Annotated in this window: 19 protein-coding genes; 6 read left to right on the top strand and 13 right to left on the bottom strand. The window is 70.3% G+C overall.

What is annotated here, in order from left to right:
* Window positions 1–30 precede the first annotated feature (30 nt).
* Window positions 31–891 (bottom strand): LysR family transcriptional regulator, encoded by an 861-nt coding sequence (locus tag ACKI2N_RS28835; protein WP_420996810.1) that lies wholly within the window; start codon window positions 889–891, stop codon window positions 31–33.
* A 184-nt stretch (window positions 892–1,075) separates the two neighbouring features.
* Between ACKI2N_RS28835 and mdtD the strand changes: the two genes are divergently transcribed.
* Window positions 1,076–2,479 carry a multidrug transporter subunit MdtD gene (gene mdtD, locus ACKI2N_RS28830; protein ID WP_420996813.1) on the top strand — a complete coding sequence of 468 codons (1,404 nt, stop codon included), beginning with the start codon at window positions 1,076–1,078 and terminating at the stop codon, window positions 2,477–2,479.
* 167 nt (window positions 2,480–2,646) lie between these two features.
* Here the strand turns inward: mdtD and ACKI2N_RS28825 are convergent, their stop codons facing one another.
* The 4 genes from ACKI2N_RS28825 to ACKI2N_RS28810 all read right to left on the bottom strand — a co-directional run bounded on the left by ACKI2N_RS28825 (window position 2,647) and on the right by ACKI2N_RS28810 (window position 6,325).
* Window positions 2,647–3,042, bottom strand: coding sequence for a hypothetical protein (locus ACKI2N_RS28825; RefSeq protein ID WP_420996815.1), 396 nt, complete (start codon window positions 3,040–3,042; stop codon window positions 2,647–2,649).
* Between the two features lie 63 nt (window positions 3,043–3,105).
* Entirely contained in the window at window positions 3,106–3,789 is a 684-nt protein-coding gene (locus ACKI2N_RS28820; RefSeq protein WP_420996817.1) for an alpha/beta hydrolase, read from the bottom strand.
* A gap of 219 nt (window positions 3,790–4,008) precedes the next feature.
* Entirely contained in the window at window positions 4,009–4,296 is a 288-nt protein-coding gene (locus ACKI2N_RS28815; RefSeq protein WP_420996818.1) for a hypothetical protein, read from the bottom strand.
* Window positions 4,297–4,558: 262 nt separating this feature from the next.
* The gene (locus ACKI2N_RS28810) at window positions 4,559–6,325 is read right to left on the bottom strand and encodes an FAD-dependent oxidoreductase (RefSeq protein ID WP_420996820.1); all 1,767 of its coding nucleotides are present in this window, start codon (window positions 6,323–6,325) and stop codon (window positions 4,559–4,561) included.
* Between the two features lie 575 nt (window positions 6,326–6,900).
* Here ACKI2N_RS28810 and ACKI2N_RS28805 point away from each other — a divergent pair.
* From ACKI2N_RS28805 to treF, 5 genes are all read left to right on the top strand, one after another.
* Window positions 6,901–7,323 carry a hypothetical protein gene (locus tag ACKI2N_RS28805; protein WP_420996821.1) on the top strand — a complete coding sequence of 141 codons (423 nt, stop codon included), beginning with the start codon at window positions 6,901–6,903 and terminating at the stop codon, window positions 7,321–7,323.
* Window positions 7,324–7,675: 352 nt separating this feature from the next.
* Window positions 7,676–7,903, top strand: a complete 228-nt coding sequence (locus ACKI2N_RS28800) for a YgaP family membrane protein (RefSeq protein WP_420996822.1) — start codon at window positions 7,676–7,678, stop codon at window positions 7,901–7,903.
* A 7-nt stretch (window positions 7,904–7,910) separates the two neighbouring features.
* Entirely contained in the window at window positions 7,911–8,444 is a 534-nt protein-coding gene (locus tag ACKI2N_RS28795; RefSeq protein ID WP_420996824.1) for an RNA polymerase sigma factor, read from the top strand.
* A gap of 172 nt (window positions 8,445–8,616) precedes the next feature.
* Complete coding sequence (locus ACKI2N_RS28790; protein ID WP_420996826.1) at window positions 8,617–10,740, top strand: putative bifunctional diguanylate cyclase/phosphodiesterase; 2,124 nt, start codon at window positions 8,617–8,619, stop codon at window positions 10,738–10,740.
* A 240-nt stretch (window positions 10,741–10,980) separates the two neighbouring features.
* Window positions 10,981–12,636 (top strand): alpha,alpha-trehalase TreF, encoded by a 1,656-nt coding sequence (gene treF, locus ACKI2N_RS28785; RefSeq protein WP_420996828.1) that lies wholly within the window; start codon window positions 10,981–10,983, stop codon window positions 12,634–12,636.
* Window positions 12,637–12,652: 16 nt separating this feature from the next.
* Here treF and ACKI2N_RS28780 read toward each other — a convergent pair whose 3' ends face one another.
* The 8 genes from ACKI2N_RS28780 to ACKI2N_RS28745 all read right to left on the bottom strand — a co-directional run bounded on the left by ACKI2N_RS28780 (window position 12,653) and on the right by ACKI2N_RS28745 (window position 22,462).
* A complete protein-coding gene (locus ACKI2N_RS28780; protein ID WP_420996829.1) occupies window positions 12,653–13,414 on the bottom strand; it encodes an alpha/beta fold hydrolase in 762 nt (253 codons plus the stop codon).
* 18 nt (window positions 13,415–13,432) lie between these two features.
* Window positions 13,433–14,464 carry a M14 family zinc carboxypeptidase gene (locus tag ACKI2N_RS28775; protein ID WP_420996831.1) on the bottom strand — a complete coding sequence of 344 codons (1,032 nt, stop codon included), beginning with the start codon at window positions 14,462–14,464 and terminating at the stop codon, window positions 13,433–13,435.
* 105 nt (window positions 14,465–14,569) lie between these two features.
* Complete coding sequence (locus ACKI2N_RS28770; RefSeq protein ID WP_420996832.1) at window positions 14,570–15,256, bottom strand: HAD family hydrolase; 687 nt, start codon at window positions 15,254–15,256, stop codon at window positions 14,570–14,572.
* A gap of 122 nt (window positions 15,257–15,378) precedes the next feature.
* Window positions 15,379–16,248: a LysR substrate-binding domain-containing protein gene (locus ACKI2N_RS28765; protein WP_420996834.1), complete on the bottom strand. Its 870-nt coding sequence runs from the start codon at window positions 16,246–16,248 to the stop codon at window positions 15,379–15,381.
* A gap of 156 nt (window positions 16,249–16,404) precedes the next feature.
* Complete coding sequence (locus ACKI2N_RS28760) at window positions 16,405–18,561, bottom strand: phosphocholine-specific phospholipase C (protein WP_420996836.1); 2,157 nt, start codon at window positions 18,559–18,561, stop codon at window positions 16,405–16,407.
* A gap of 79 nt (window positions 18,562–18,640) precedes the next feature.
* Window positions 18,641–18,844, bottom strand: a complete 204-nt coding sequence (locus ACKI2N_RS28755; protein WP_420996838.1) for a hypothetical protein — start codon at window positions 18,842–18,844, stop codon at window positions 18,641–18,643.
* A gap of 7 nt (window positions 18,845–18,851) precedes the next feature.
* Entirely contained in the window at window positions 18,852–20,870 is a 2,019-nt protein-coding gene (locus ACKI2N_RS28750; RefSeq protein WP_420996839.1) for a hypothetical protein, read from the bottom strand.
* A 281-nt stretch (window positions 20,871–21,151) separates the two neighbouring features.
* The gene (locus tag ACKI2N_RS28745) at window positions 21,152–22,462 is read right to left on the bottom strand and encodes an MFS transporter (RefSeq protein ID WP_420996841.1); all 1,311 of its coding nucleotides are present in this window, start codon (window positions 22,460–22,462) and stop codon (window positions 21,152–21,154) included.
* Window positions 22,463–22,499: the final 37 nt, after the last annotated feature.

Genomic DNA, 22,499 nt, shown 5'->3' with positions numbered 1-22,499 from the left:
GAACGTGCCCGGAACGGAGCGGGCCGGCCGCTACTCGTCGAGCGAGGCGCCGCGCAGGTCGCTTTTTTGCAGCAGTTGCAGCAGCGTCTCGGCCGGGCGGCTCAGGCGGCCCGCGCGCAGCGAGATGAATTCCACCTCCGGCAGCGCCGGCAGCGCATCGCTGTTGACCAGCGGCGCCAGCCCGCGCCCGGACAGGTATTGCGCCCGCACCGTGATGCCGAGCCCGCCGCGCGCCGCGGCGATGCAGCCCGAATGGCTGCTGCTGGTGCACACGATCTGCCAGCGCATGCCGGCCTTGGCCAGCGTGTCGAGCACGATGGCGCGCGTGACGCTGGGCTCGGGCACGAGGATTAGCGGCAGCGGCTGGCGCAGGTCGGCCACCGTGCCGGGCCGCGCCAGCCATTCCAGCTTGCCGCGGAATAGCGGCGTGCCGCGGCGGTCGCCTTCGCGGCGCTTGCCGATCATCAGGTCCAGCGCGCCGGCGTCCATCAGCTCATAGAGCCTGCTGGTCATGCCGATGGTGATCTCCAGCTCCACGTCCGGATGCGAGTCGCGGAACGCCGCCAGCACATTGGGCATGGGGCCGAGCACGAGGTCCTCGGAGGTGCCCAGCCGCACGCGGCCTTGCAGGCGCGGCGCGTTGAACTGCGATTCGGCCCGCGCGATGGCTTCCAGGATCAGCCGGGCGTGCGCCAGCAGCGCCTCGCCGTCGGCGGTCATGGTCAGGGTGTGGGTGTCGCGCACGAACAGCCGGCGTCCCACGTGCTGTTCGAGGCGCCGGATATGGTCGCTCACGCTCGATTGCGACAGGCCGAGCTGGCGCCCCGCGTCGGTAAAGCTGTGCGCGGCCGCCACGGTGGCGAAGGTCTTGACCCAGACGGGATTCAGCATGCGGCATTGTCATCGGATTGTCCGATGACAGTCAATATGTCCAGCGGGGTTCCCGATTGAGGCGGCAATCATTAACATCGGCACATTCGTGGCGTTTTCGCGCGCGCGCCTTTTTCGCGCGCTGCCGGGCGTCCTGCCCGGATGCCACGCCGGCCCCCGCCGGTTCTTCAAGAGATGTACCAGAATGCACAGTCAATCCTCGCAGAAATCGCACACGGCCATGCTGTGGATCGTCGCCGCAGGTTTTTTCATGCAGACGCTCGACACCACCATCGTCAACACGGCCTTGCCCGCGATGGCGCACAGCCTGGGCGAAACGCCGCTCGACATGAAACCGGTGGTGGTGGCCTATACGCTCACCATGGCCATGCTCACGCCGGCCTCGGGCTGGCTCGCCGACCGCTTCGGCACGCGCCGCGTGTACTTCACGGCCATCCTGATCTTCGTGCTCGGCTCGCTGTTCTGCGCCACCGCGCAGAGCCTGGACCAGCTCGTGGTCGCGCGCGTGGTACAGGGCATCGGCGGCTCCATGCTGTTGCCGATCGGGCGCCTGGCGGTGCTGCGCAGCGTCTCCGGCGAGCAGTACATCGCGGCGCTGGCCTTTGTCTCGGTGGCGGGCCAGGTGGGGCCGATCTTCGGGCCGGTGCTGGGCGGCTGGATCGTGCAGACGGTGGCCTGGCACTGGATCTTCCTGATCAACGTGCCGGTCGGCGCGATCGGCCTGCTGGCCGTGCTGCGCTACCTGCCCGACAACGCGCTCGCGCGCCCGCCCGCGTTCGACTTCATCGGCTGCGGCCTGCTGTCGCTGTGCATGGTGGCCTTCTCGCTGGCGCTGGACACGCCGCGCGAAGCCAGCCACGCCGCCTGGAGCGGCAGCCTGTTCGCGCTCAGCCTGCTGTCGGCGCTGCTCTATATCCCCTACGCGCGGCGCAAGCGCAATCCGCTGTTCCGGCTGGCGCTGTTCCGCGAACCCAATTTCAGCGTGGGCCTGGCCGGCAACCTGGTATGCCGCATCGGCTCCGGCGCGGTGCCGTTCCTGATGCCGCTGCTGCTGCAACTGCAACTGGGCTACACGCCGCTGCATTCAGGCATGATGCTGCTGCCGGCCGCGCTGGCCGGCGTGGTGGCCAAGCGCGGGATCGTGCCGCTGGTCAAGCGCTTCGGCTATGACAACTTCCTGCTGGTCAACACCGTCCTGGTGGGCGGCTCGATCGCTTCCTTCGCGGCGATCTCGCCGGGCTGGCCGCTGGCCCTGTCGATCACGCAGCTGGCCCTGTTCGGCGCCACCAACTCCATGCAGTTCGCCGCCATGAACAGCGTCACGCTCAAGGGTCTGAGCGTGGAGGACGCCGGCAGCGGCAACAGCCTGTTCTCGATGGTGCAGATGCTGGCCATCGGGCTCGGCGTGACCATCGGCGGCGGGCTGGTGAGCCTGTTCACGGCGCAGTTGGGCGAGGGAGGGACTGCCTACCGGCTGGCTTTCTTCAGCGTCGGCACGATTACGCTGCTGTCGGCGCTGGTGTTCCGGCGGCTTGACGTGGAGCAGTTTGACAAGGGGAGGCGGGTGGTGGGGGTGGCGGGGAGATAATACGGTTTTGTAGGGATCGGGTTTCCCTTGTTCGGGCCTTTGGGGTCGGTTGGTCGTTTGGTCGTATGCGCGAATGGGCTATCAAGTTCAGGCCGCCAGCCGACTATTACGCGGATAAGAAACGCAAAAGAAGATCCCGCCGCCGCGGCCCGGCATCCAGATAACTACTACTCAGCAACCCCATTCTCCCGCAGCAACCTCTCGCATTCATCCAGCATGTCATGCGCGACAGCGGACTGATAATTGGGGTCGAGCGCTTCCATCATGTCGTGAGATACATAGAGCCCCGCCTCGCGCGACAGCGTGCCGGCCAGTTGCCGCGCGAAGTCGTCGCTGAGCTGTGACAGCAGGCGGCGCTCGGCCAGCGCGAGCTGGAGCTTCGAGCGCGACAGCCACAGTCCGGCCAGGGTCGCGCCCTGGCTGTCGGTCATCCACTGGCCGTGTTCGTAGTAGGCCGACAGGCGCTCGGCGGTGAGCGCGAACAGCAGCGCCTTGCGCGTGTCGAAGTCGATCCTGGGCGGGGGCGGGGAAGGGGCGTCGGTGCCGGGCGGCGTGGTTTTCATCTGGCTGGCAAAAAAGGCAATGGGCGCGAGACTACCACGGCGCGGCCGGCGCGGGCCGGGACTTCAGGCCGCGGCGGCGGCAAGGCGCGCCTGGAGCCAGGCGCCGATCGCCGTGATTTCCTCCATGCAGACCGTATGCGGCATGCGGTAGGCATGCCATTCCATCGGGCAGCCAAGCTGCTGCACGGTGTCGCGCGCCAGCATGCCGAGCCGCACCGGCACCACGTCGTCCTCGCTGCCATGCGCGGCGAAGACGGGCGTGGCGCGGTTGGCCTCGCTGAACTCGGCGGCCAGCAGCGCCGGTGCCGGGATGTAGGTGGACAGCGCGATGATGCCGCCGAGCGTTTCGGGATGCGTGAGGCCGGCGGTGTAGGCGATGGCGCCGCCTTGCGAGAAGCCGGCCAGCACCACTTGCCGGCTGGGCACGCCGCGCTGGTTCTCGCGCGCGATCAGGGCGCGGATGGCCTCGCGCGAGGCGCGGATGCCGGCCTCGTCGCAGTGGCTGCGCGCGTCGTCCAGCGAGGTGATGTCGTACCACGCGGGCATGACGTAGCCGCCGTTGCAGGTCACGGGGATGGCCGGCGCGTGGGGGAAGACGAAGCGTACCGCGGGCGCGGGGCCAAGCCCGAGGTCGGGCACCACCGGGGCGAAGTCGCCGCCGTCGGCGCCCAGCCCGTGCATCCAGATCACGGACCACGTGGGCGACGGCGCGCTCTCGATTTCAATGGAAGGCAGCAATTCGCTCATGGGGATTCCTGTTGGCGCCGCGCGGCGGCAATGGCAATGGCAATGGCAATGGCAAGAGCGCGGGCCTGCCGCGCGAGGCTGCCAGTATCGCATGGCCGCAAGTCGGGCCCGCGCGCCGCGGCGGATGCCACGCGGCCGCGGCGCGCCATGGATGGCGCGCACCCGTCCGCCCGCTACACAGGGGTACGCCGGCGCTGCGCGCGCCGGCATGCCGCCGTGTCAGGCTGCCGAAGGAACCGTTGGTATGGTGACGAGGCCCGGCGCGCTGCGCGGGCCCTGTGCGGGCTCGGCGCTGGCGGGGGCGCGGCGCTTGTCCACCACGTTCTCGACGCCGGTGGCGGACACATCTTCGAGGAAGGCGACGAGGTCGCGGTAATAGTCGACCTGCATCTGTGCTTCGAGCAGGCGACGCTCGGCCTGGAACAACGTAAGCCGCATTTGCTGCAATTCCCTTGCTGCGATTTTCTCCGGGGTGGGCGGACTAAACATGTCTGCAAGCGAACGCATGGCATACCTCCCAAAAAGACGGCCTCGAATTGAAGCGCCTGCCATTGCTTCCAATATAGTCAAGAAACACGCATTTCAGGTTTTGTCGCATGCCGTCCACACGGTCGATTGCGGGCGACTTGCGGCAGGAGTAGATTTATTGGCCGGCAAGCGGATCCGACGCAGGGCCGACGCAGGGCCCACATACCGGACGATATCGGCAGTATGGTGCCAGCTGGCTCCATCCGGACCTATATCCGCCTGGAACGCCCGCGCGGCGAAGCTACATCGCCAGCATGCCCGGTTCCGGCTGCTCCATCCTGGCCAGGTAGGCGTGGATCTGCGCCACCACGGCCGCGCCTTCGCCCACCGCCGCGGCCACGCGCTTGGTGGAATTCGAGCGCACGTCCCCGATCGCGAATACGCCCGGCACGCTGGTCTCCAGCGCCGAGGCTGGCCCCATGCCTTCATGCGGCGTATCGGCGCCGGTCAGCACGAATCCTTTCTCGTCCACGCGCACGTTGCAGGTGCGCAGCCATCCCGTGTTGGGATCGGCGCCGATGAAGAGGAACAGATGTCGGATCGGCATGTCGGTGATGCGGTCCGTATTGCGCGAGCGGAAGCTGATGCCGGCCAGGCGCTCGTCGCCGGCCAGCGCGGTGATTTCCGCGCCCGTGTGCAACTCGATATTGGGCTGGGCCGCGATGCGCTCGATCAGGTAGCGCGACATGCTGGCCTCCAGTCCCGGGCCGCGGATCAGGATGTGCACGCGCCTGGCGTGCGAGGCCAGGAAGACCGCGGCCTGTCCCGCGGAATTGCCGCCGCCGACCAGCATCACCTCTTCGCTGTTGCACAGGCGCGCCTCCACCGGCGAGGCCCAGTAGTAGACGCCGCGGCCTTCGAAGCGTTCGAGCGCGGCGATGGACGGATGGCGGTAGGCCGCGCCGCTGGCGATCACCACCGTGCGCGCCGGGATCTGGCGGCCGTCGCTCAGTTCGAGCCGCTGCGGGTGTTCGCCGCAATGCAGCGCCGCCACTTCCAGCGGGATCGCCAGGTGCGCGCCGAACTTCTGCGCCTGCACGAAGGCGCGCCCGGCCAGCGCCTGGCCCGAGATGCCGGTGGGAAAGCCGAGATAGTTCTCGATGCGCGAGCTCGCGCCGGCCTGTCCGCCGGGCGAGAGCGAATCGAACACCGCCACGGAAAGGCCTTCCGATGCGGCGTACACCGCGGTGGCCAGGCCGGCGGGACCGGCGCCCACCACCACCACGTCATAGATGTGGTCGGGGTCGAACTCGGGCACCAGCCCGAGGCAGGTGGCAAGCTGGCCGGGGTCGGGGGCGCGCAGCACGGCGCCACCCGGGCAGATCACCAGCGGAAAATCGCCGGGCGAGGCGCCGCTGAACTCGAGCAGGGCGCCCGCATCGGGGTCGGTGTCGGCGTCGACCACGGTGTGCGGATAGCCGTTGCGGCGCAGGAATGCCTGCAGGTGCAGCAGCTTGGGTTCGCTGCCGTGGCCCAGCAGGGTGGGGCCTTTGCCGCGTTCGATCAGGCCCACGCGGCGCAGGATCAGCGCGCGCATGATGCGCTCGCCCAGTTCGGCCTCGGCCACCAGCAGCGCGCGCAGCCGCTCCGGCGGGATCGCGATGGCCTCGACGTCTTCCATGGCCTCGCCGTCGACGATGGCCGGCTTGCCCGACAGCTGGCCCACCTCGGCCAGGAAATAGCCGGGGCCGTGCTCGCCGACCAGGCTGGGACGGTCCAGCGCGTCGCGCTGCTGGATGCGCACGCGGCCCTTGAGCAGCACCGTCATGCCATGCGCGGTTTCACCGATGCGGTACAGGTACTCGCCGGCGCGCCAGTGACGCACCGTGCCGAACTGGTGGAGCCGGGCGATCTCGGCGTCGGTCAGCCGCGGAAACATCTGGTGGCGGCGCGACTCCATCGGGGAAAACGCCGCCGCCGCCGCGTCCGGCTCGTGGGCCTGGCCGGGCGGCGGCATGACCTGCGGGCTGGCCGGGCCAATGCTGCCGATGGAATGCTCTGCGCTCATGACGGTATGGCCTCCCGGTGGCGCCGCGGCATGCGGCGCGGATGGATGCGAGTGCTGCAGGTGCGTGGGGCAGTTTGCACGCGATGCCGCACCGCGGCAATCCCCTTCGCGCCGATGTCGCGCGGCCTGCACCTGGCGGAAGCGGCAAAGAGCACGCGCCCTGAAATGCAAGCCTAGTACAAGCCGGTACGGGCGCCAGCGGCAGTTGCGTGCCCGGCGGCCAGCGCAGGCCTGATCGGGCACCCAGGGCAGCGGTCAGCCCGCAGCGATCCTCGAAGAGGCGTCTGGCGCACCTGAAAAGTATTTCTAAAACAACCTAGTGAAAACCCTTGACTATCTACCTACAGATAGATAAGATTCGTTCCATGGATGCGGCAACGAGACAAGGGCAGAGCAGCAAGGCCCACCCGGCGCCGGATTCCAGTGCAGCAAACAGCAACAAAGACGGAAGTCATTTTTTTTGCCTCGTCAGTCTACCTATTGATAGATAAAGCAAAAAAGACGGCCTCCCGGATAAATCCCGGTCCCCGCGGCCAGTGCAGACCCCCGGACCCATGCTTCGATTGGAGAAAATCATGAACGCCAAGCTTCTTGCCAAGTCCCTGCTCACCGCCGCCACCCTTGCCGCGGCTTTCGCCACCGGCGCCGCCCAGGCCGGTACCGTCCCCGCCGACAAGTACGGCTACAACTACCGCGTCCGCGACGCCTATACCGACGGCGCCCGCACCGGCAAGTTCGATTCCTTCACCGAAGGCGCCCGCGCCGGCAAGGCCGACCCGTTCACCGAAGGTGCGCGCACCGGCAAGTTCGACGTCTTCACCGAAGGCGCGCATGGCGTCACCGTTGCCGGCCTGGACCGCAGCGGCGTGTCGGCCGAGCCGGCCCGCAGCGCGGACCCGTACACCGACGGCGCACGCGGCAACGGCAAGCGCAACCCGTTCTACGACGGTGCCCGCAGCGGCCGTGCCGACCCGTACCTCGACGGCGCCAACGCCTGAGACACCGGCGGCAGCGCGGCGCCGCTCAAGGCGCCGCCTGACGCCATCCCCGATCCACCCCGTCGCGCCGCCCAGGCGGCGCGCGGATACCAGGAGCGCATCATGAGCCGTTGGCAGAGTTTCCGTCTGCTGGCAGGCTGGGTCTTGGTCTGTGTTGCCAGTGGCTCGATGGTCACCCTGGTAGCGCAGACACTGCCCGCCTGACTTGCCTCGCCGCAGTCCCCCGACGGCGTGCCCTTACCGGCACGCCGTCGTCTTTTGCACTATTTTTTCATCACCGCGAATCCATTCCGCATCCGGCCGCCTCTTAGCCTGCGAGGGTCGTCCTCGTGATACGCAAAAGGAGAATTCCATGTTCTACGTGAAGAATGTGCCCGGCTGGGAACGGGTGGTGCGCGTGATCGCCGGCCTCGTGGTGGCCGGTTTTGCCTTGTTCTCGCCGGGCGGCGTGGCCGGCATCGCGATCGCGGTGGCAGCGGCCGGCATCGTGGTGTCCGGGCTGGTGGGTTTCTGCCCCGCGTGCGCGCTGGCCGGCCGCAAGCTGGCGCGCCAGGCGGCCCAGGCCAGGCCGCGCCGTTGAGGCCGGCATGACGCTTGCCACCAAGCTTGCCGGCGCGCACCAGCCAGTCGTGGAAGCCGCGCGCGGCGGCGACCCGGAAGCGCTGGCGCGCCTGCTGGCCTTGTGCCAGCCGGACGTGCGCCGCTATGCGCAGCGCCATTGCATGATCAGCGATGTCGACGACGCCGTGCAGGAGGCGCTGCTGGTGCTGTCGCGCCGGCTCGGCTCGGTGCGCGCGCTGGCCGCGCTGTCGGGCTGGCTGTTCAAGGTGGTGCAGCGCGAATGCCGGCGCCTGGGGCGCAAGGCGTTCCACTTCGATCCCTACGACGAGGAAAAGCTGGAGCACTGGCTGGCCTCGCACAGCAACGATTCGCTGCGGCTGGAACTGGTGCACGCGCTGGAGTCGCTGCCGGCGGACTACCGCCAGATCATCCTGCTGCGCGACTTCGAGGCGCTCACGATCGCCGAGATCGCGGCCGAGCTTGGCCTGAGCGTGCCGGCCACCAAGAGCCGGCTGCACCGCGCGCGGCAACTGGCGCGCGAATACCTGCTGGCGGGCTGAGGCGCGCTGCCCGGCCAAGGGTAAATTTCCGCCCCGTCCTGCCGTTATCTCCGTAGGCGACCAGCGCAAAGGCAGCGCTGGCGCGTCCGTCCGCCCGTGCGCGCAAGGGGCTCTTCCCGACAGGGGCGAGTGCGTGTCCGGGCGGCATACACAGATAACGCCGACACCATCCATGCCGCATATCCAAGGTCCGCCCGCCGAGGCGGAGCTCGTTCGCCTGCTCATCCAGGGCGTGACCGACTACGCGATCTACGCGCTCGATCCGTCCGGCAGCGTAAGCAGCTGGAATGCGGGCGCGCAACGGGCCAAGGGTTATACGCGCGACGAAATCCTGGGCACCCATTTCTCGTGCTTCTACACGCCCGAGGACCGCGCCGCCGGCCTGCCCGCGCAGGCCCTGCAGCGGGCGCGCGAACTGGGCCGCTGCGAGGTGGCGGGCGCCTGGCGCGTGCGCAAGGACGGCAGCCGTTTCTGGGCGCACGTGCTGGTCACCCCGATTTACGACCGCACCGGCAGGCTGCTCGGCTATGCCAAGATCACGCGCGACGCGACGCAGCAGAAGGCCGAGGCCGAGCGCATCGCCGAGGTCACCCGCAAGCTGGACCTGGCGCTCGAGAACATGGCGCAGGGCCTGTGCATGTTCGACCCGGACGGCACGCTGGTGCTGGCCAACCGGCGCATGGAAGCGATCTTCGGCGCGGCCGCCGGCGGGCTGGGGCCCGGCACCGATTTCCTGGAAGTCTGCCGCGCCATGACCGGCGCGCGCGCGAGCGAGGCCGCCGCGCCCGGCGCGCCGGCCCGCCCCGGCGCCATGCCGTCCGAAGCGCGCGCGGGGCAGGCCGAACACTATGCGCAGGCGCTGTCCGGGCGGCACCTCGACCTCCTGCGCCGGCACCGGCGCTGGCGCAGCGTGGAAGCGCTGCCGGACGGGCGCGCCATCGCCTTGTCGCACAGCGCGCTGCCCGACGGCGCCTGGGTGACCACCTGCGAGGACATCACCGAGCAGCGCCGCATCGAAGCCCAGATCCATCACATGGCGCGCCACGACGGGCTGACCGGCCTGCCTAACCGCAGCTTCCTCAACGATTACCTCGACGAGGAGTTGCCGCGCGCGCGCAAGCAGGGCTGCCAGGTGGCCACGCTGGCCATCGACCTGGACCGCTTCAAGGAAATCAACGACCTGTACGGCCGCGCCGCCGGCGACACCGTGCTGCGCGCGGTCGCCGGGCGCATTGCCGCGCAACTCGATACGGGCGAATTCATCGCCCGCACCGGCGGCGACGAATTCATGGCCGCCAAGCGTTTCACGCAGCAGTCCGGGCTGAGCGATTTCACCGCGCGGCTGGTGACCTGCCTGGGCGAGCCGGTACGGCTGGACGGCTTCGAGCTGACCGTCGCGGCCAGCATCGGCATCGCGATCTTTCCCGGCGACGGCATCCGCCGCGAGCAGCTCGTGGGCAACACCGAGCTGGCCCTGCGCCGCGCCCGGGGCAACCTGTCGGAATCGATCTGCTTCTACGAAAGCCGCATGGACGAAGCCGAGCGCGAGCGCCGCACGCTGGCCGGCGAGCTGTGGACGGCCATCACCGCCGACCAGTTCGTGCTGGACTACCAGGTGCAGGCCGCCATCGCCAGCGGCGAGCCGATCGGCTGCGAGGCGCTGCTGCGCTGGCAGCATCCACGGCGCGGCCTGATCTCGCCGGACAGCTTCATCCCGCTGGCGGAGTCGTGCGGCGCCATCCTGCCGATCGGCGAGTGGGTGCTGCGCACCGCCTGCCGCGCGGCCGCGCAATGGACCTCGCCGCGCAAGGTCTCGGTCAACCTGTCGCCGGTGCAGATCATCCATGGCAACCTGGTGAAGCTGGTGACGCGCATCCTGGCCGAAACCGGGCTGGATGCCAGCCGGCTGGAGCTGGAGATCACCGAGTCCGCCATCATCGGCGACAAGGCGCGGGCGCTGGACATCCTGCGCCGCATCCAGGCGCTGGGCGTGACCATCGCCATCGACAACTTCGGCACCGGCTACTCGTCGCTGGATATCCTGCGCTCGTTCCCGTTCGACAAGATCAAGCTGGACCGCACCTTCATCGCCGAGATTTCCGGCAGCCGGCAGGCCCGGGCCATCATCCGCGCCATCCTTGCGCTGGGCCGCAGCCTGGCCATCCCGGTGCTGGCCGAAGGCGTGGAGACCGGCGAGCAGCTCCGCCTGCTGCAGGCCGAAGGCTGCGACCAGGCCCAGGGCCTGCTGTTCGGCCGGCCGCAGCCGCTCGACCATTTCCGCCGCGACCATATCTAGGCTAGGGGATACGCGCGTCCGTTGCGGGTGATGCACAAGGCGCGCGGATGCCGCATGGCAGGCTTGCCGCGCCGGCGCGGCGGAACTCGCCCGCCGGGGCCGCACTCTCATCCCTTATCGGCGGCCGTCCGGCCGCCGCCCCAACAAGCACCGACAAGAAACGGGAGCGGGAATGCCAGCACGGATCACCAGCACGGGGGAAGTCACCGATGGCGCCGGCGGTGGCGGCGCACGCCGGCCATGAAGAACCTGCCCCGCGCCGCCGCCGTGCCGCGCGCGCTGCGCGTGCGCGAGGTGGCCGACCGCACCGGCGGCCACCATGTCGCCCCGCACCGCCTGCCGGGCCGCCCCCACGCCGATCCGCTCACGCCGGCCGACCGCTACCAGGAGTTGTTCGTCGCCGTGCAGACCGGCGGCCTCTTCGGCGACAGCAAGACCTTCACCGATGCCATGCCGCGCCAGGACCCGGCTTCCATCCTGGCGGCCTACCGCGCCCGCGCCGGCGCCGCCGGCTTCGACCTTGCCGCCTTCGTGGGCGAGCACTTCGCGCTGCAGGAAGTGCCGCGCAGCAGCTATGTCTCCGATCCGGCCCAGACGCTGGGCGACCATATCGACGGCCTGTGGCCGGTGCTCACGCGCCATCCGGCCGCGCACCCGCCGCAATGCTCGCTGCTGCCGCTGCCCCACGCCTATCTGGTGCCGGGCGGGCGCTTTACCGAGCTGTATTACTGGGATTCCTACTTCACCATGCTGGGCCTCGCCGCCAGTGGCCAGGACAGCCTGCTGCACGGCATGGCGGACAATTTCTCCTACCTGCTCGACACCTACGGCCTGATTCCCAACGGCACGCGCACGTATTACCTCAGCCGCTCGCAGCCGCCGGTATTCGCGCTGATGGTGGAGCTGTTCGAGGACCACGGCGTGCGGCCCGAGCTGGCCTACCTGCCGCAATTGCGCAAGGAGTACGCGTTCTGGATGCGCGGGGCCGAACACCTGGCGCCGGGCCAGGCCTGCCGGCGCGTGGTGCGGCTCGCCGACGGCAGCCTGCTCAACCGCTACTGGGACGAGCGCGACACGCCGCGCGAGGAAGCGTTCGTCGAAGACATCGCCACGGCCGCCGCGTCGTCGCGCCCCGCGCCCGAGGTCTACCGCGACCTGCGCGCGGCGGCCGAATCGGGCTGGGACTTCAGCTCGCGCTGGCAGGACCCCGACGGCGGGCTGGAGACGGTGCGCACCACGGCCATCCTGCCGGTCGATCTCAACAGCCTGCTGTACAAGCTGGAAACCAAGCTGGCCGAACTGGCCGCCGCCGCCGGCGACCACGACGCGCCGGACTTCCTGGCGCGCGCGCGGGCGCGGCGCCACGCCATCGACCGCCTGATGTGGAACGAGGCCCAGGGCGCCTGGTTCGATTTCGACTGGCAGCGCCACCGGCCGCGCGCGGGCCTCACGGCGGCCACGGTGCTGCCGCTCTACGTGGACGCCGCCAGCCCGGCGCAGGCGGCGCTGCTGGCCCGCACCGTGGCCGCGCGCCTGCTCCAGCCGGGCGGCATCGCCACCACCGAGCGCATCAGCGGCGAGCAGTGGGACCAGCCCAACGGCTGGGCGCCGCTGCAATGGCTGGCCATCGGCGGGTTTGCGCGCCACGGCCAGCACGCCATCGCGCGCGAGATCGCGCACCGCTGGCTGCATACCGTGGCCAGCCTCTACCGCCGCGAGTACAAGCTGGTGGAGAAGTACGCGCTGCGCCCGGCGCCGCACGGCGCCGTGGGCGGCGGCGGCGGCGAGTACCCGCTGCAGGACGGCTTCGGCTGGACCAACGGCGTGGTGCGCCGGCTGCTGCAGCAGCATCCCGGCCACGCGGCCTGCACCTCGCGCGCCGGGGAGCATGGCTAGCCTGCGCCAGGCCGGGCTAGGCCGCGCCGGTCTCCCCCAGCCAGTGCGCCACGGTGGCCGCCAGCCAGGCCGGGTCGTCGTGCGGCAGGTCGTGGCCGGCCCACGGGTGCCAGCGGTGCCGCACGCTCCACGCCGCCGCCAGGCGCGCCGAGCAGGCGGGGTCTACCAGGCGGTCGGCGCTCGACGATACCAGCAGCGTTGGGCACGGCGGCGGCGACGCCTGCGCGCGGTAGCGCGCCGCGGCCCACAGTTGCCGCAGCGCATTGCCGCGGCTCACCGGAGCGCTGGCGCGGATCGCGCTCCACGCGGCCACGTCGGCGGCCACCGCCGCGCCGGCGTTGCAGGTCAGGCGGTGGATGGTGCGCTCGCAGAAAGTGCCGTCGTGCCAGCGCAGCGCCATGCAGGCCAGCGCGGGCCAGTTGCGCGGGCGCAGGCGCTGCGCCACGGTGCCGAACGGCCGCATGCTGGTGTTGACCAGCACCAGCGCGGCGATCTCCGCCGGATAGCGCCGTGCCCATTCGGCCGCCACCATCGCGCCGAGCGACATCGCCAGCACGCGGTAGGGCGGCGCCAGCGCCTGCCGGCGCGCGCCGGCGCGCATGTGCTCGACCATCGCCGCCACGCTCGCCGGCGCGCGCACCGCCGCCTGCGTGCCGTTGCCGGGCAGGTCCAGCAGGGTCAGGCGCGCGATGCCGCAGCGCGCCCGCAGCGCCGCGGGCAGGGCGCCCCAGTGGCGCGCTTCGCGCGTCAGCCCGCGCAGCAGGATCCAGTCGCTCATCGGTGGCTCATCGGCGGCTCATCGCGGGCCACCGCGCGGCGGCCACTGCGCGGTGGCCAGCGCCTGCAACTGCTCGCGCCGCTCGCCGCGCGGCAGCCAGCGTTCGGGCGCGTACGCCACGCGGCCGAGGAAATCGAGCAGGTTGGCGTGGCGGCGCAGCACGCGCTCGGTGCGGTGCGCCTTGACCGGGTTGAAGAAGCCGTGGCGCGAGAACAGCTGGCGCGGGTTCTTCTTGATCCATAGCCACGAGCCCAGCTCCAGCGTCATCGGCAGGAAGATGTTGGACGCCGGCGTGTGGTCGTAGGCCCAGTCCCACAGGTCGCCGTGCAGCAGGTACTGGTGGCTCTGCGGCTCGAAGGCATAGCCGTGGTGCGGGTGGGCCTGCTCGAACATGGTCTTGAGCGCGAACATCTCCGGCAGGTGCGCCATCGGCGCCGCGGTGCGCGCATAGGGAAACCAGATGCTGTCGCCCCAGCCGTAGCCCGAGTGGCAGTCCAGCGCGAAGCTCAGCGGGCGCTGCTGCAACTGCTGCGACACCACGCGCAGCATCGACAGGCTTTCCTCTTCCATCGGCGCGCCCAGCCTGCCGCGGTACCACGGCAGCCACGGGCCCAGCCGCTGCCCGCCGGCCAGCGGCGGCACGCGGCCCTCGGCATCCTGCGGCGCGTTGCGCATCAGGTCCACGCCGTTGGGATTGGCGCGCGTGGAGGCCCACATGCCGCCGGGGTTGACGATGGGCATGAACAGCAGCCGCACGGACTGCAGTTGCCGCTCGAGCAGCTCGTCCCACTCCAGCCGCCACAGCAGCATGCGCATGTAGTCCAGCAGCAGGTGGGTGCCGATGCGCTCCAGGCCGTGGATGCCGGCAAAGAAGCCGATGGCCGGCGCGCGCGGGTCGGCCGAGCCGATGCTGGCGGTGTAGAGGGGGAAGCGCTGTCGGCCCGCGCCGACCTCGCCGACCTGGCAGGCATCCAGTCGATGCGCGCCGGCTTCGAGGATGGCTTCCAGTTGCCGCATTTCGGCGAAACCATCGGCGGCGGGCGGGGGCATGGGCGAGGGCAGATCCGGGTCCAGGCAAGCGGGCGTGCCTCCCATGATCCGCCCGCAATGTGAAATCCCCGTGACGCGGCGCGCCGGCGGCGGCTCACCCCGTCCTCACCCCGCCATTTCTTCCTCGAACAGCTCCAGCACCGCCCAGCCGCGCGCCGCCGCCAGCTCGCCCAGCGCCATGTCAGGGTTGGTGGCCACCGGATGGCTCACCACCTCGAGCAGCGGGATGTCGTTGCGGGAGTCGCTGTAGAAGGCGGTGCGCTCGAAGCCGTCCCACGACAGGCCGAGCGAGGCCAGCCACTGCGCGACCCGCTCGATCTTGCCCGCGCCGAAGCTCGGCACGCCCGCCACGGCGCCGGTGAACTCGCCGCGCGCGTCGCACGCCGCTTCCACCGCCACCAGGTGCCCGACGCCCAGCGCCGCGGCGATCGGCTCGGTGACGAAGCGGCAGGTCGCCGTGACGATGCAGCACAGGTCGCCGGCGTCGCGGTGGCGGGCCAGCAGCGCGAGCGCGCCGGGCTGGATGGCGGGCGCGATGACGTCGCGCATGAAGCCGTCGCGCAGCGCCTCCAGGTGCGCGCGCGGATGGCGCGCCAGCAGGCCGAGGGCGAAGGCCGCGTGGCGGTGGAAGTCGAGCCGCCCCGCGCCGTATTCGGCCAGCCAGAGCGCGTTGTTGGCCTCGACCTCGCGCGCGTCGGCGGCGCCGGCCTGCACCAGGTAGCGAGCCCATTCGTATTCGCTATCCAGCGGTAGCAGGGTGTGGTCGAGGTCAAACAAGGCAAGGCAGGACATGCGCCGTCTCCGGTCGGAAAACCGGAAAGCATGCGCAGGCGCGGTGACCCGCAGATGATGCGCGGCGCAAGAATTCCGATACGGCTATCGGCGTATTTGCGCGGCGCCTCCCGCGCGCCTGCCTACGCGGCCGCGCGGGGGGCCAGGCACTCCAGGAACGCGCCGATCAGGCGCGTATGCGTGCGGCCCTGCAGGCAGTACAGGTATTCGTGCAGCACCGGCGGCTGGCTGGCGAAGGGCACCGCGCACAGGCCCGCGTCGCGCGGGACTTCGCCCAGCGGCACCACGCTGGCGCCGAGGCCCTGGCGGATGGCTTCGTAGATGGCCTCGCGGCTGCCGATCACGGTGCTGGACGGCAGCTTCAGGCCGGCGTTTTCCAGCGCGGTCTCGACCGCCTTGCGCGTCATCGAGCCGTGCTCGCGGATCAGCAGGTGGCAGGTGGCGATCTGCGCCAGGCTGACGCTGCGCGCGCGCGCCAGCGCATGGCTGGGGTTGACCACCAGCACCATCGGGTCGGACGCCAGCGTGATGCGGGCCAGCCGCTCGTCGTCCACGGCGTGCGAGGACACCGCGACGTCGATGCGGTATTCGAACAGCGCGTCGAGCATCTGCTGCGAGTTGCCGATGTCGATGCTGATCTCGATGGCCGGGTGGCGCTCGCGGAACGCCGCCACGCTGGGCAGGATGTAGTACGGGCCGGTGGCGCCGATGCGCAGGTTGCCCAGGTGCAGGTTGCCGGCGTTGCGCAGCAGGAAGTCCGCGCTGCCCTCGTGCTGCATGAGCTGCTCGACCACCGGCATCAGGGCCACGCCCACGTCGCTGAGGTCGACGCGGCCGGCGCGCCGGTAGAACAGTTCCACGCCATAGCTCTCTTCGAGCTGGCGGATGCGGCCCGTGACGGTGGGCTGGCTGACGCGCAGCTGCTTGGCCGCGGTGGTGATGCTGCCCTGTCGCGCCACTTCATAGAATGTCGTCAGCAGGTCGCCGAGCATGGGGAAATCCGTGGGAAATGAGGCAAGCGCGACAGTGTAGCGGCGCTTTATGACAGTTCCGTGCAACGCCGCCGAAAACAGGGGGAAAGGCGGCGCCGCACGGCGGGCGGGGCGGGCAAGAGAGGGCCGGGGCGCGCGGCCCCGGCCCGGCGGCGCTCAGGTCACGATCTGCGCCGGCAGGCCCAGCGCGGGATCGGACTTGCCGTCCGCGCCGGTTTCCACGCGGCCGGCGAAGCGCCGCAGGAAGCCGCCCTGCGGCACGGTGACGACGAAGTCGTACCAGTTGTCCTGCAGGGCCAGCGGCCAGTGCTGGTCGAGCTGCTTGCCGGCCGGGATGTCGAACGACCACGGGCCGTCGGTGCGGTAGGCACCCGGCGTCACGGTGAAGGTGCAGGGCGCCGCGCCGGTGTTGATCATGGTCAGGTAGACCGCGGCGTTGGCCACGTCGTAGCACACGCGGATCTCCGGCGCGGTGCCGCCCACCGCCGCCACGGCGCTCACGTCGCCCTTGAAGCTGCGGTGAAAGCCGTTCGGGCCGGTGATCCACAGGTCGTACTTGCCGCCGTCGGTGGCGTAGGCGTCCCAGCTGTCGTGCAGTTCCTTGCCGGGCTCGACCGCGTAGCGGCGCGGCACGCGGTCCAGGTGCAGGCGGTCGTACACGTGGAACACGGCCGCGGCCGTGCCGGTGTTGCTGAACAGCAGCCACATCAGGCGCGAGGCCGGGTCCTCGCGGCCGCTCACGTGCAGTTCGTAAGGCAGCGCGCGCGACGGGCGCTGGCCGACTTCCTGGTTGGCCGGCGTGGCGGCCTGGGCGCTCTCGGTGGGCACCGGCACCTGGGCCTTGGCTTCCTGCGCGGTGCGCACGGCGTCGGCATCGGCCTTGGTGCTGGTCGGGATGGCCGGCAGCGCCGCGCTGTTCGGGTTGACGAAGTTGAAGGCCGAGAGCAGGTCGCCGCAGATGGCGCGGCGATAGGCGCTGATGTTGGTCTCCGCCACACCGAAGCGGGCTTCCAGGAAACGCAGCACCGAGGTGTGGTCGAACACCTGCGAATTGACCCAGCCGCCGCGGCTCCACGGCGACACCACGTACATCGGCACGCGCGGGCCGGGGCCGTACGGGTGCTTGTCGGTGTGGTACTCGCCGTCGGTGGAGATGGTGGACTTGCCGGCCAGCACGCCGTTGCCGTCGAAGGCGGGCGCGCACGGCGGCGGCACGTGGTCGAAGAAGCCGTCGTTCTCGTCGAAATTGATCAGCAGGACGGTCTTGCTCCAGATGTCCGGGTTGGCGGTCAGCGCATTGAGCACTTCCTGCGTGTACCAGGCACCCTGCACCGGGCTGGAAGGCCCGGGATGCTCGGAATAGTTGGCGGGTGCCACGACCCACGACACCTGCGGCAGCGTGCCGGCGGCGATGTCGTCCTTGAACGACTGCAGGAAGCCGTTGTCGGGCATGGTATTGCTGATGCCCTTGATGAGCGGGTTGATGGCTTCATCGGTGGCGGCGTTGTACGCCGTGTAGGGGCTGCCGTTGGCTGCGTTGCCCTTGGCCTCGTTGGCCTTGCGGTACTGCACGAAGCCGGCCAGCGGGTTGTCCGTGAAGTTGTCCGGCATGTTCTGGTAGAGCTTCCAGCTCACGCCGGCGGCCTGCAGGCGCTCCGGGTACGTGGTCCAGGTGTAGCCGCTGGTGGACGCGCCCATCGAATCGCCGCTGTTGTCGATCACGGGACCGCCGTGGGCGCCGGTGGGATCGTTGGTGCCGGTCCAGTGGAACAGGCGGTTGGTGTTGGTGCCGCCGTGGAAGCCGCAGTGGTACGCGTCGCACAGCGTGAAGGCGTTGGCCAGGGCGAACTGGAAGCCTACCTCGGCCTCCGTGTAGTAGCCCATCGACTGGGTGTTCTTGTAGGTCGGCCACTTGTTCATGCGGCCCAGGTCCCAGGCGTTCTGCGCGTCGGGGTAGCTGTGCGGGGTGCCGCTCACGCGCTGGGCGTTGCCCTGCGCGCTGTCCAGGTGGTACGGGCGCACGATGCGGTTGGTATAGCTCTGCTGCCACACGTTGAGGCCGCCGGCCAGCGGGATCGGGAAGCGGTCGCCGAAGCCGCGCACGCCCTTGAACGTGCCGAAGTAATTGTCGAAGGAGCGGTTTTCCTGCATCAGGATCACCACGTACTCCACGTCGCGGATGGTGCCGGTGGCGTTGTTGGCGGGAATCGCCAGCGCCCGGCGGATCGACGGCGGGAAGGCGGCCAGCGCCGCGGCCGCGGCGGTGGTGCCGCCGGCCATCTTGAGGAAGTTGCGTCTGCTGTGAAGGCTCATCTTGGTATGTTCTGACTAGGCTGGTTCGGCGGATCGGTGCGCGCGATGGCGGCCCGGCGCGCGGCGCCGGGCGCGGGCATCAGGGCGCGCAGCGCAGTTGCGGCGTGACGGCGGGCTCCTGGCCGGGCTGCCCCGGTTGCGAAGGCTGCGCGGGCTGCTGGGCGCCGGCGGGGCTGCTGTCGTCGCCGCCGCAGGCGCTCAGCGCGGCGCACAGCGCCAGGGCTGCCAGCCAGCCGGGCAGGGCGAGGGTATGGGAAGGCTTCATGGTCACGTTGGCTCTCATGGGGAAATCAGGGGTTGAGCGTGGACAGCGGCTGGCGCGAGCCGGTGATGGTCTGCAGCTCGGCCAGGCTGAGCTGGCGCGTCCACATGGCCAGGTCGTTGAACTCCATCAGGCCCTTGAGCGAGCCGGAGTTGTTGGGCACGTAGGCGTGCGTGGCATCGTCGTTGATGCCCCACTGCTTGGTGGCCAGGCCGTTGAGCTTGGTCACGTCGGTGTTGACGATGGCCTTGTTCTCGGTCTTCTGCACGCCGAGCACCGGGTCGATGATGTAGGCGCTGAAGGTCTTGGCCGTGGCGTTGACCGACAAGGCCAGGTAGGCCCACTGGTTGGCGCTGAACTTCATGCCCTGGATGTCGTCGCGCTTGCCGCCGCTGCCGATGTTGAAGCGCACCTCGCAGCTGCCGAACAGGCCGAGGGCGATGCCCGCGTTGGCGCCGGACACATAGTTCTTGTTCGACAGGATCGGCTCGCCGGTGCCGTTGCCCTGCGTGCAGTCGGACTTGAACCAGAAGCCGATGGTGAACTGCGGCGACAGCGCGATGTCGGCGCCGCTCTGGTTCAGCACGTAGGCGTCCACGTTGGAGTTGACCTTGAGCGACCGGGCGCCGAAGTTGTCGGTGCCGAGCGAGCCGCCGTCGGTGCCGGCCACCCACGGGCCGATGGTGGTGGTGCCCTTGGCGTCCACCGCCGGCAGCGTCTCGAAGCTGTAGTACGCGGCCAGGTTGTTGCGCAGCGTGTCGGCCAGCACGATCGGCTTGACGTAATTGATCTGCGCCAGCAGCGAGGTGGGCACGCCGTTGCGCACCAGCGTGTAATTGAAGCGGTAGAGGCCGCTGGCCGGCGCGTCGAAGCTCTTGTCCTCGTAGCTGGTGGTGCCGGCCGGCAACGTGGCGATCTGCACGCCGTCGCGCAGCAGCGTCATCTCGCCGGTGGCGCTGGCGGGGTTCTGCCAGGACAGCAGCAGCGAATCGTTGAAGGTGCCGACGGTGGACTTGAGCGCGCGCGCGCCGGCGTTGCCGGTCAGCGCGGCGCCGTCGATCTGGTACGAGGCGGCCGGCACCGAGACGCTGCGGTAGGCCAGCAGCGTGGGCAGCAGGTCGGCCTCGCTCGGCATGGCCGACAGCGCGGCCGCGGTGGCCGGCGTGGCGGGCAGGTTGGCGGCCATGGCGTTGAACGGCTGGTTCAGCGCGATGAAGGCGGTGCGGTTCTCGATGGTCGGCAGCGTGGTGGTCGCGCCGGTGGCATCGAGGCCGTGGCTGGTGGTCACGGCGACCAGCCATTCTTCGCCGGCATTGGCCTGGCGGCGCGCCTGCACGGCGGCCAGCAGCTTGCCCAGCGCCTGGTCGAAGCCGGCCAGCGCGCTCGCGTAGCGGCCGCCCTGGAAGCCTTCCGCCATGGCGGCCAGGTCGGGCGCGGTGTACTGGGCCAGGACCACGTCGTAGCCGGATTGCACCAGCTTGACGCCTTCCTGCGTCACGCAGCCGTCATCGTAGGCGCAGTCGCGCAGCGAATCGACGTTGCCCGCGGCGGCGTCGGCCTTGAGCAGCAGGGGCAGCGTGGCCGAGCTGCTGGCCACGCCCAGGCGCGGCTTGGCGCTGCCGGCGTCGGCGGCGCGCAGGTAGGCGAACAGGGTCGGCGCCTTCAGGCCGGCGGCGGCGGAGACGTCGTCGGTCACGCCATGGCGGTCCTGCCAGGTGCCGGTCAGCACGGTGGCCCAGCTCGGGCCGTCGAGCGGCGCCTGCTCGGTGGTGGTGCCAAGCCGGCCGCCGGTGGAGGCAGCCGTGATCGACAGCGTGGCCAGGTTCGGCAGGGCGCGCTGGGTCATGGCGGCCTGCAACTGGCTGTAGGTGGCGCCGTCCACGCCGACCAGCAGGATCTTCTTGCTGGCCGCGCCGCTGCCGCCCCCGCCGGGGTTGCCCTGGTCCGGCGTCACCGTCGCCGGCGCATCGCCGCCGCCGCCGCACGCCGCTACCACGCCCGCCAGGGCCAGGCTGCACGCCACGCGTGCCTGCTGTTTCCATGCCATGTTTGCTTCCCTCTTTTCTGTTGTCTCTCAAGCCGCGCGCCGCAACGGCGGCGCTGCCGATCACGCTCCCCGTGACGCGTTGGCAGAGTAAGAAAAGGGGTTGTCAGCCGGGTGACATGCGGGCAAAGAATGCTGATGCGCCTATTTGTATTCTTGATGGAACAGGTACGGGCGCCCCCGGGAGGGCGCCCGCAAACGCAAAAACGCCCGCGCGGAGGCGGGCGTTTCGGGGGTGTCCGGGGGTGTCCGGGGGTGTCGGGGCCGGGCGCCCGGGCGGGTCGTCAGGCCTTGGCGGCCTGCACCGGCGCGCCGTCGTCGCGCACGGTGCGGCGCCCGGCGGCGAGCGCGAGCAGGGCCGCCACCACGCAGGCCGCGCCGGCGGCGTACAGCGCCGGGGTGTAGGTCAGCAGCAGCGTGCGGGTCAGGCCGGCGCCGAACGCCGCCGTGGCCGCGCCCACCTGGTGGGCCGCGAAGATCCAGCCGAACACCATCGGCGCGCGCTCCTTGCCGAAGGCGGCGCCCGCCAGCCGCACCGTGGGCGGTACCGTGGCGATCCAGTCCAGGCCGTAGAACATGGCGAAGATCGACAGGCCATACAGCGTGAAGGTGGAGTGCGGCAGCCAGAACAGCGACAGCCCGCGCAGGCCGTAGTACCAGAACAGCAGCTTGCGGCAGTCATAGCGGTCCGACAGCCAGCCCGACAGGATGGTGCCGACGAAATCGAAGGCGCCCATCATCGCCAGCGCGCCGGCGGCCGGCACCGCGGCCATGCCGAAGTCCGCGCACAGCGCGATGAAGTGGGTCTGGATCAGGCCGTTGGTGCTCAGGCCGCAGATGAAGAAGGTGCCGGCCAGAACCCAGAAGGTCTGGGTGCGGGCGGCATCGCGCAGCACCACGAAGGGGCCGCGCAGCGTGAGCGGCGCCGGCGGCTGGGCCGGCGCGGCGTGGACCTGCTGCGGGACCTCGCCATACGCGGCCAGGCCCACGTCGGCCGGCCGGTTGCGCATGAAGCAGAACACCAGCGCGGCCAGCACGGCGCAGGCCAGCAGCACCGGCAGCACGGCGGTGCGCCAGCCCATGTGCTCGATCAGCCAGGCGGCCACCGGCAGGAAGGCCAGCTGCCCGGTGGCCGAGCTGGCCGTCAGGATGCCGATCACCAGCCCGCGCCGCGCGCTGAACCAGCGGCTGGCCACCACCGCGGCCAGCACCAGCGCGGTCAGCCCGGAGCCGACGCCGAGCATCAGGCCCCAGGCGATGAAGAGCTGCCACAGCTGCGTGGCGGCCGTGGCCAGCGCCATGCCGCCGGCGATCAGTGCCAGTGCGGCCCACACCACATTGCGCACGCCGAAGCGCTCCATCAGGATGGCCGAGAACGGCGCCATCAGCCCGAACAGGGCAAAGCGCACGGCCAGGATCGACGAGATCTGGTCGGTATCCCAGCCCATCTCGCGGGTCAGCGGCTTGAGAAAGGCGCCGGGCAGGCCGAGCGCGGCCGAAGTGGTCAGCATCACGCCGAAGGTGAGGGCGGCGATCAGCCACGCGTAGTGGATGCCGCGCCGGTCGAGCCGGCTGGAAAGCGCTTGAGCGAACATGAATTTTCGGGGGCGGGGTTCGTTGTCGGTGAATGGA

The organism is Cupriavidus sp. 30B13, from assembly GCF_049059565.2.
Taxonomy (GTDB): domain Bacteria; phylum Pseudomonadota; class Gammaproteobacteria; order Burkholderiales; family Burkholderiaceae; genus Cupriavidus.
This window is presented reverse-complemented; position numbering and strand designations above follow the sequence as displayed.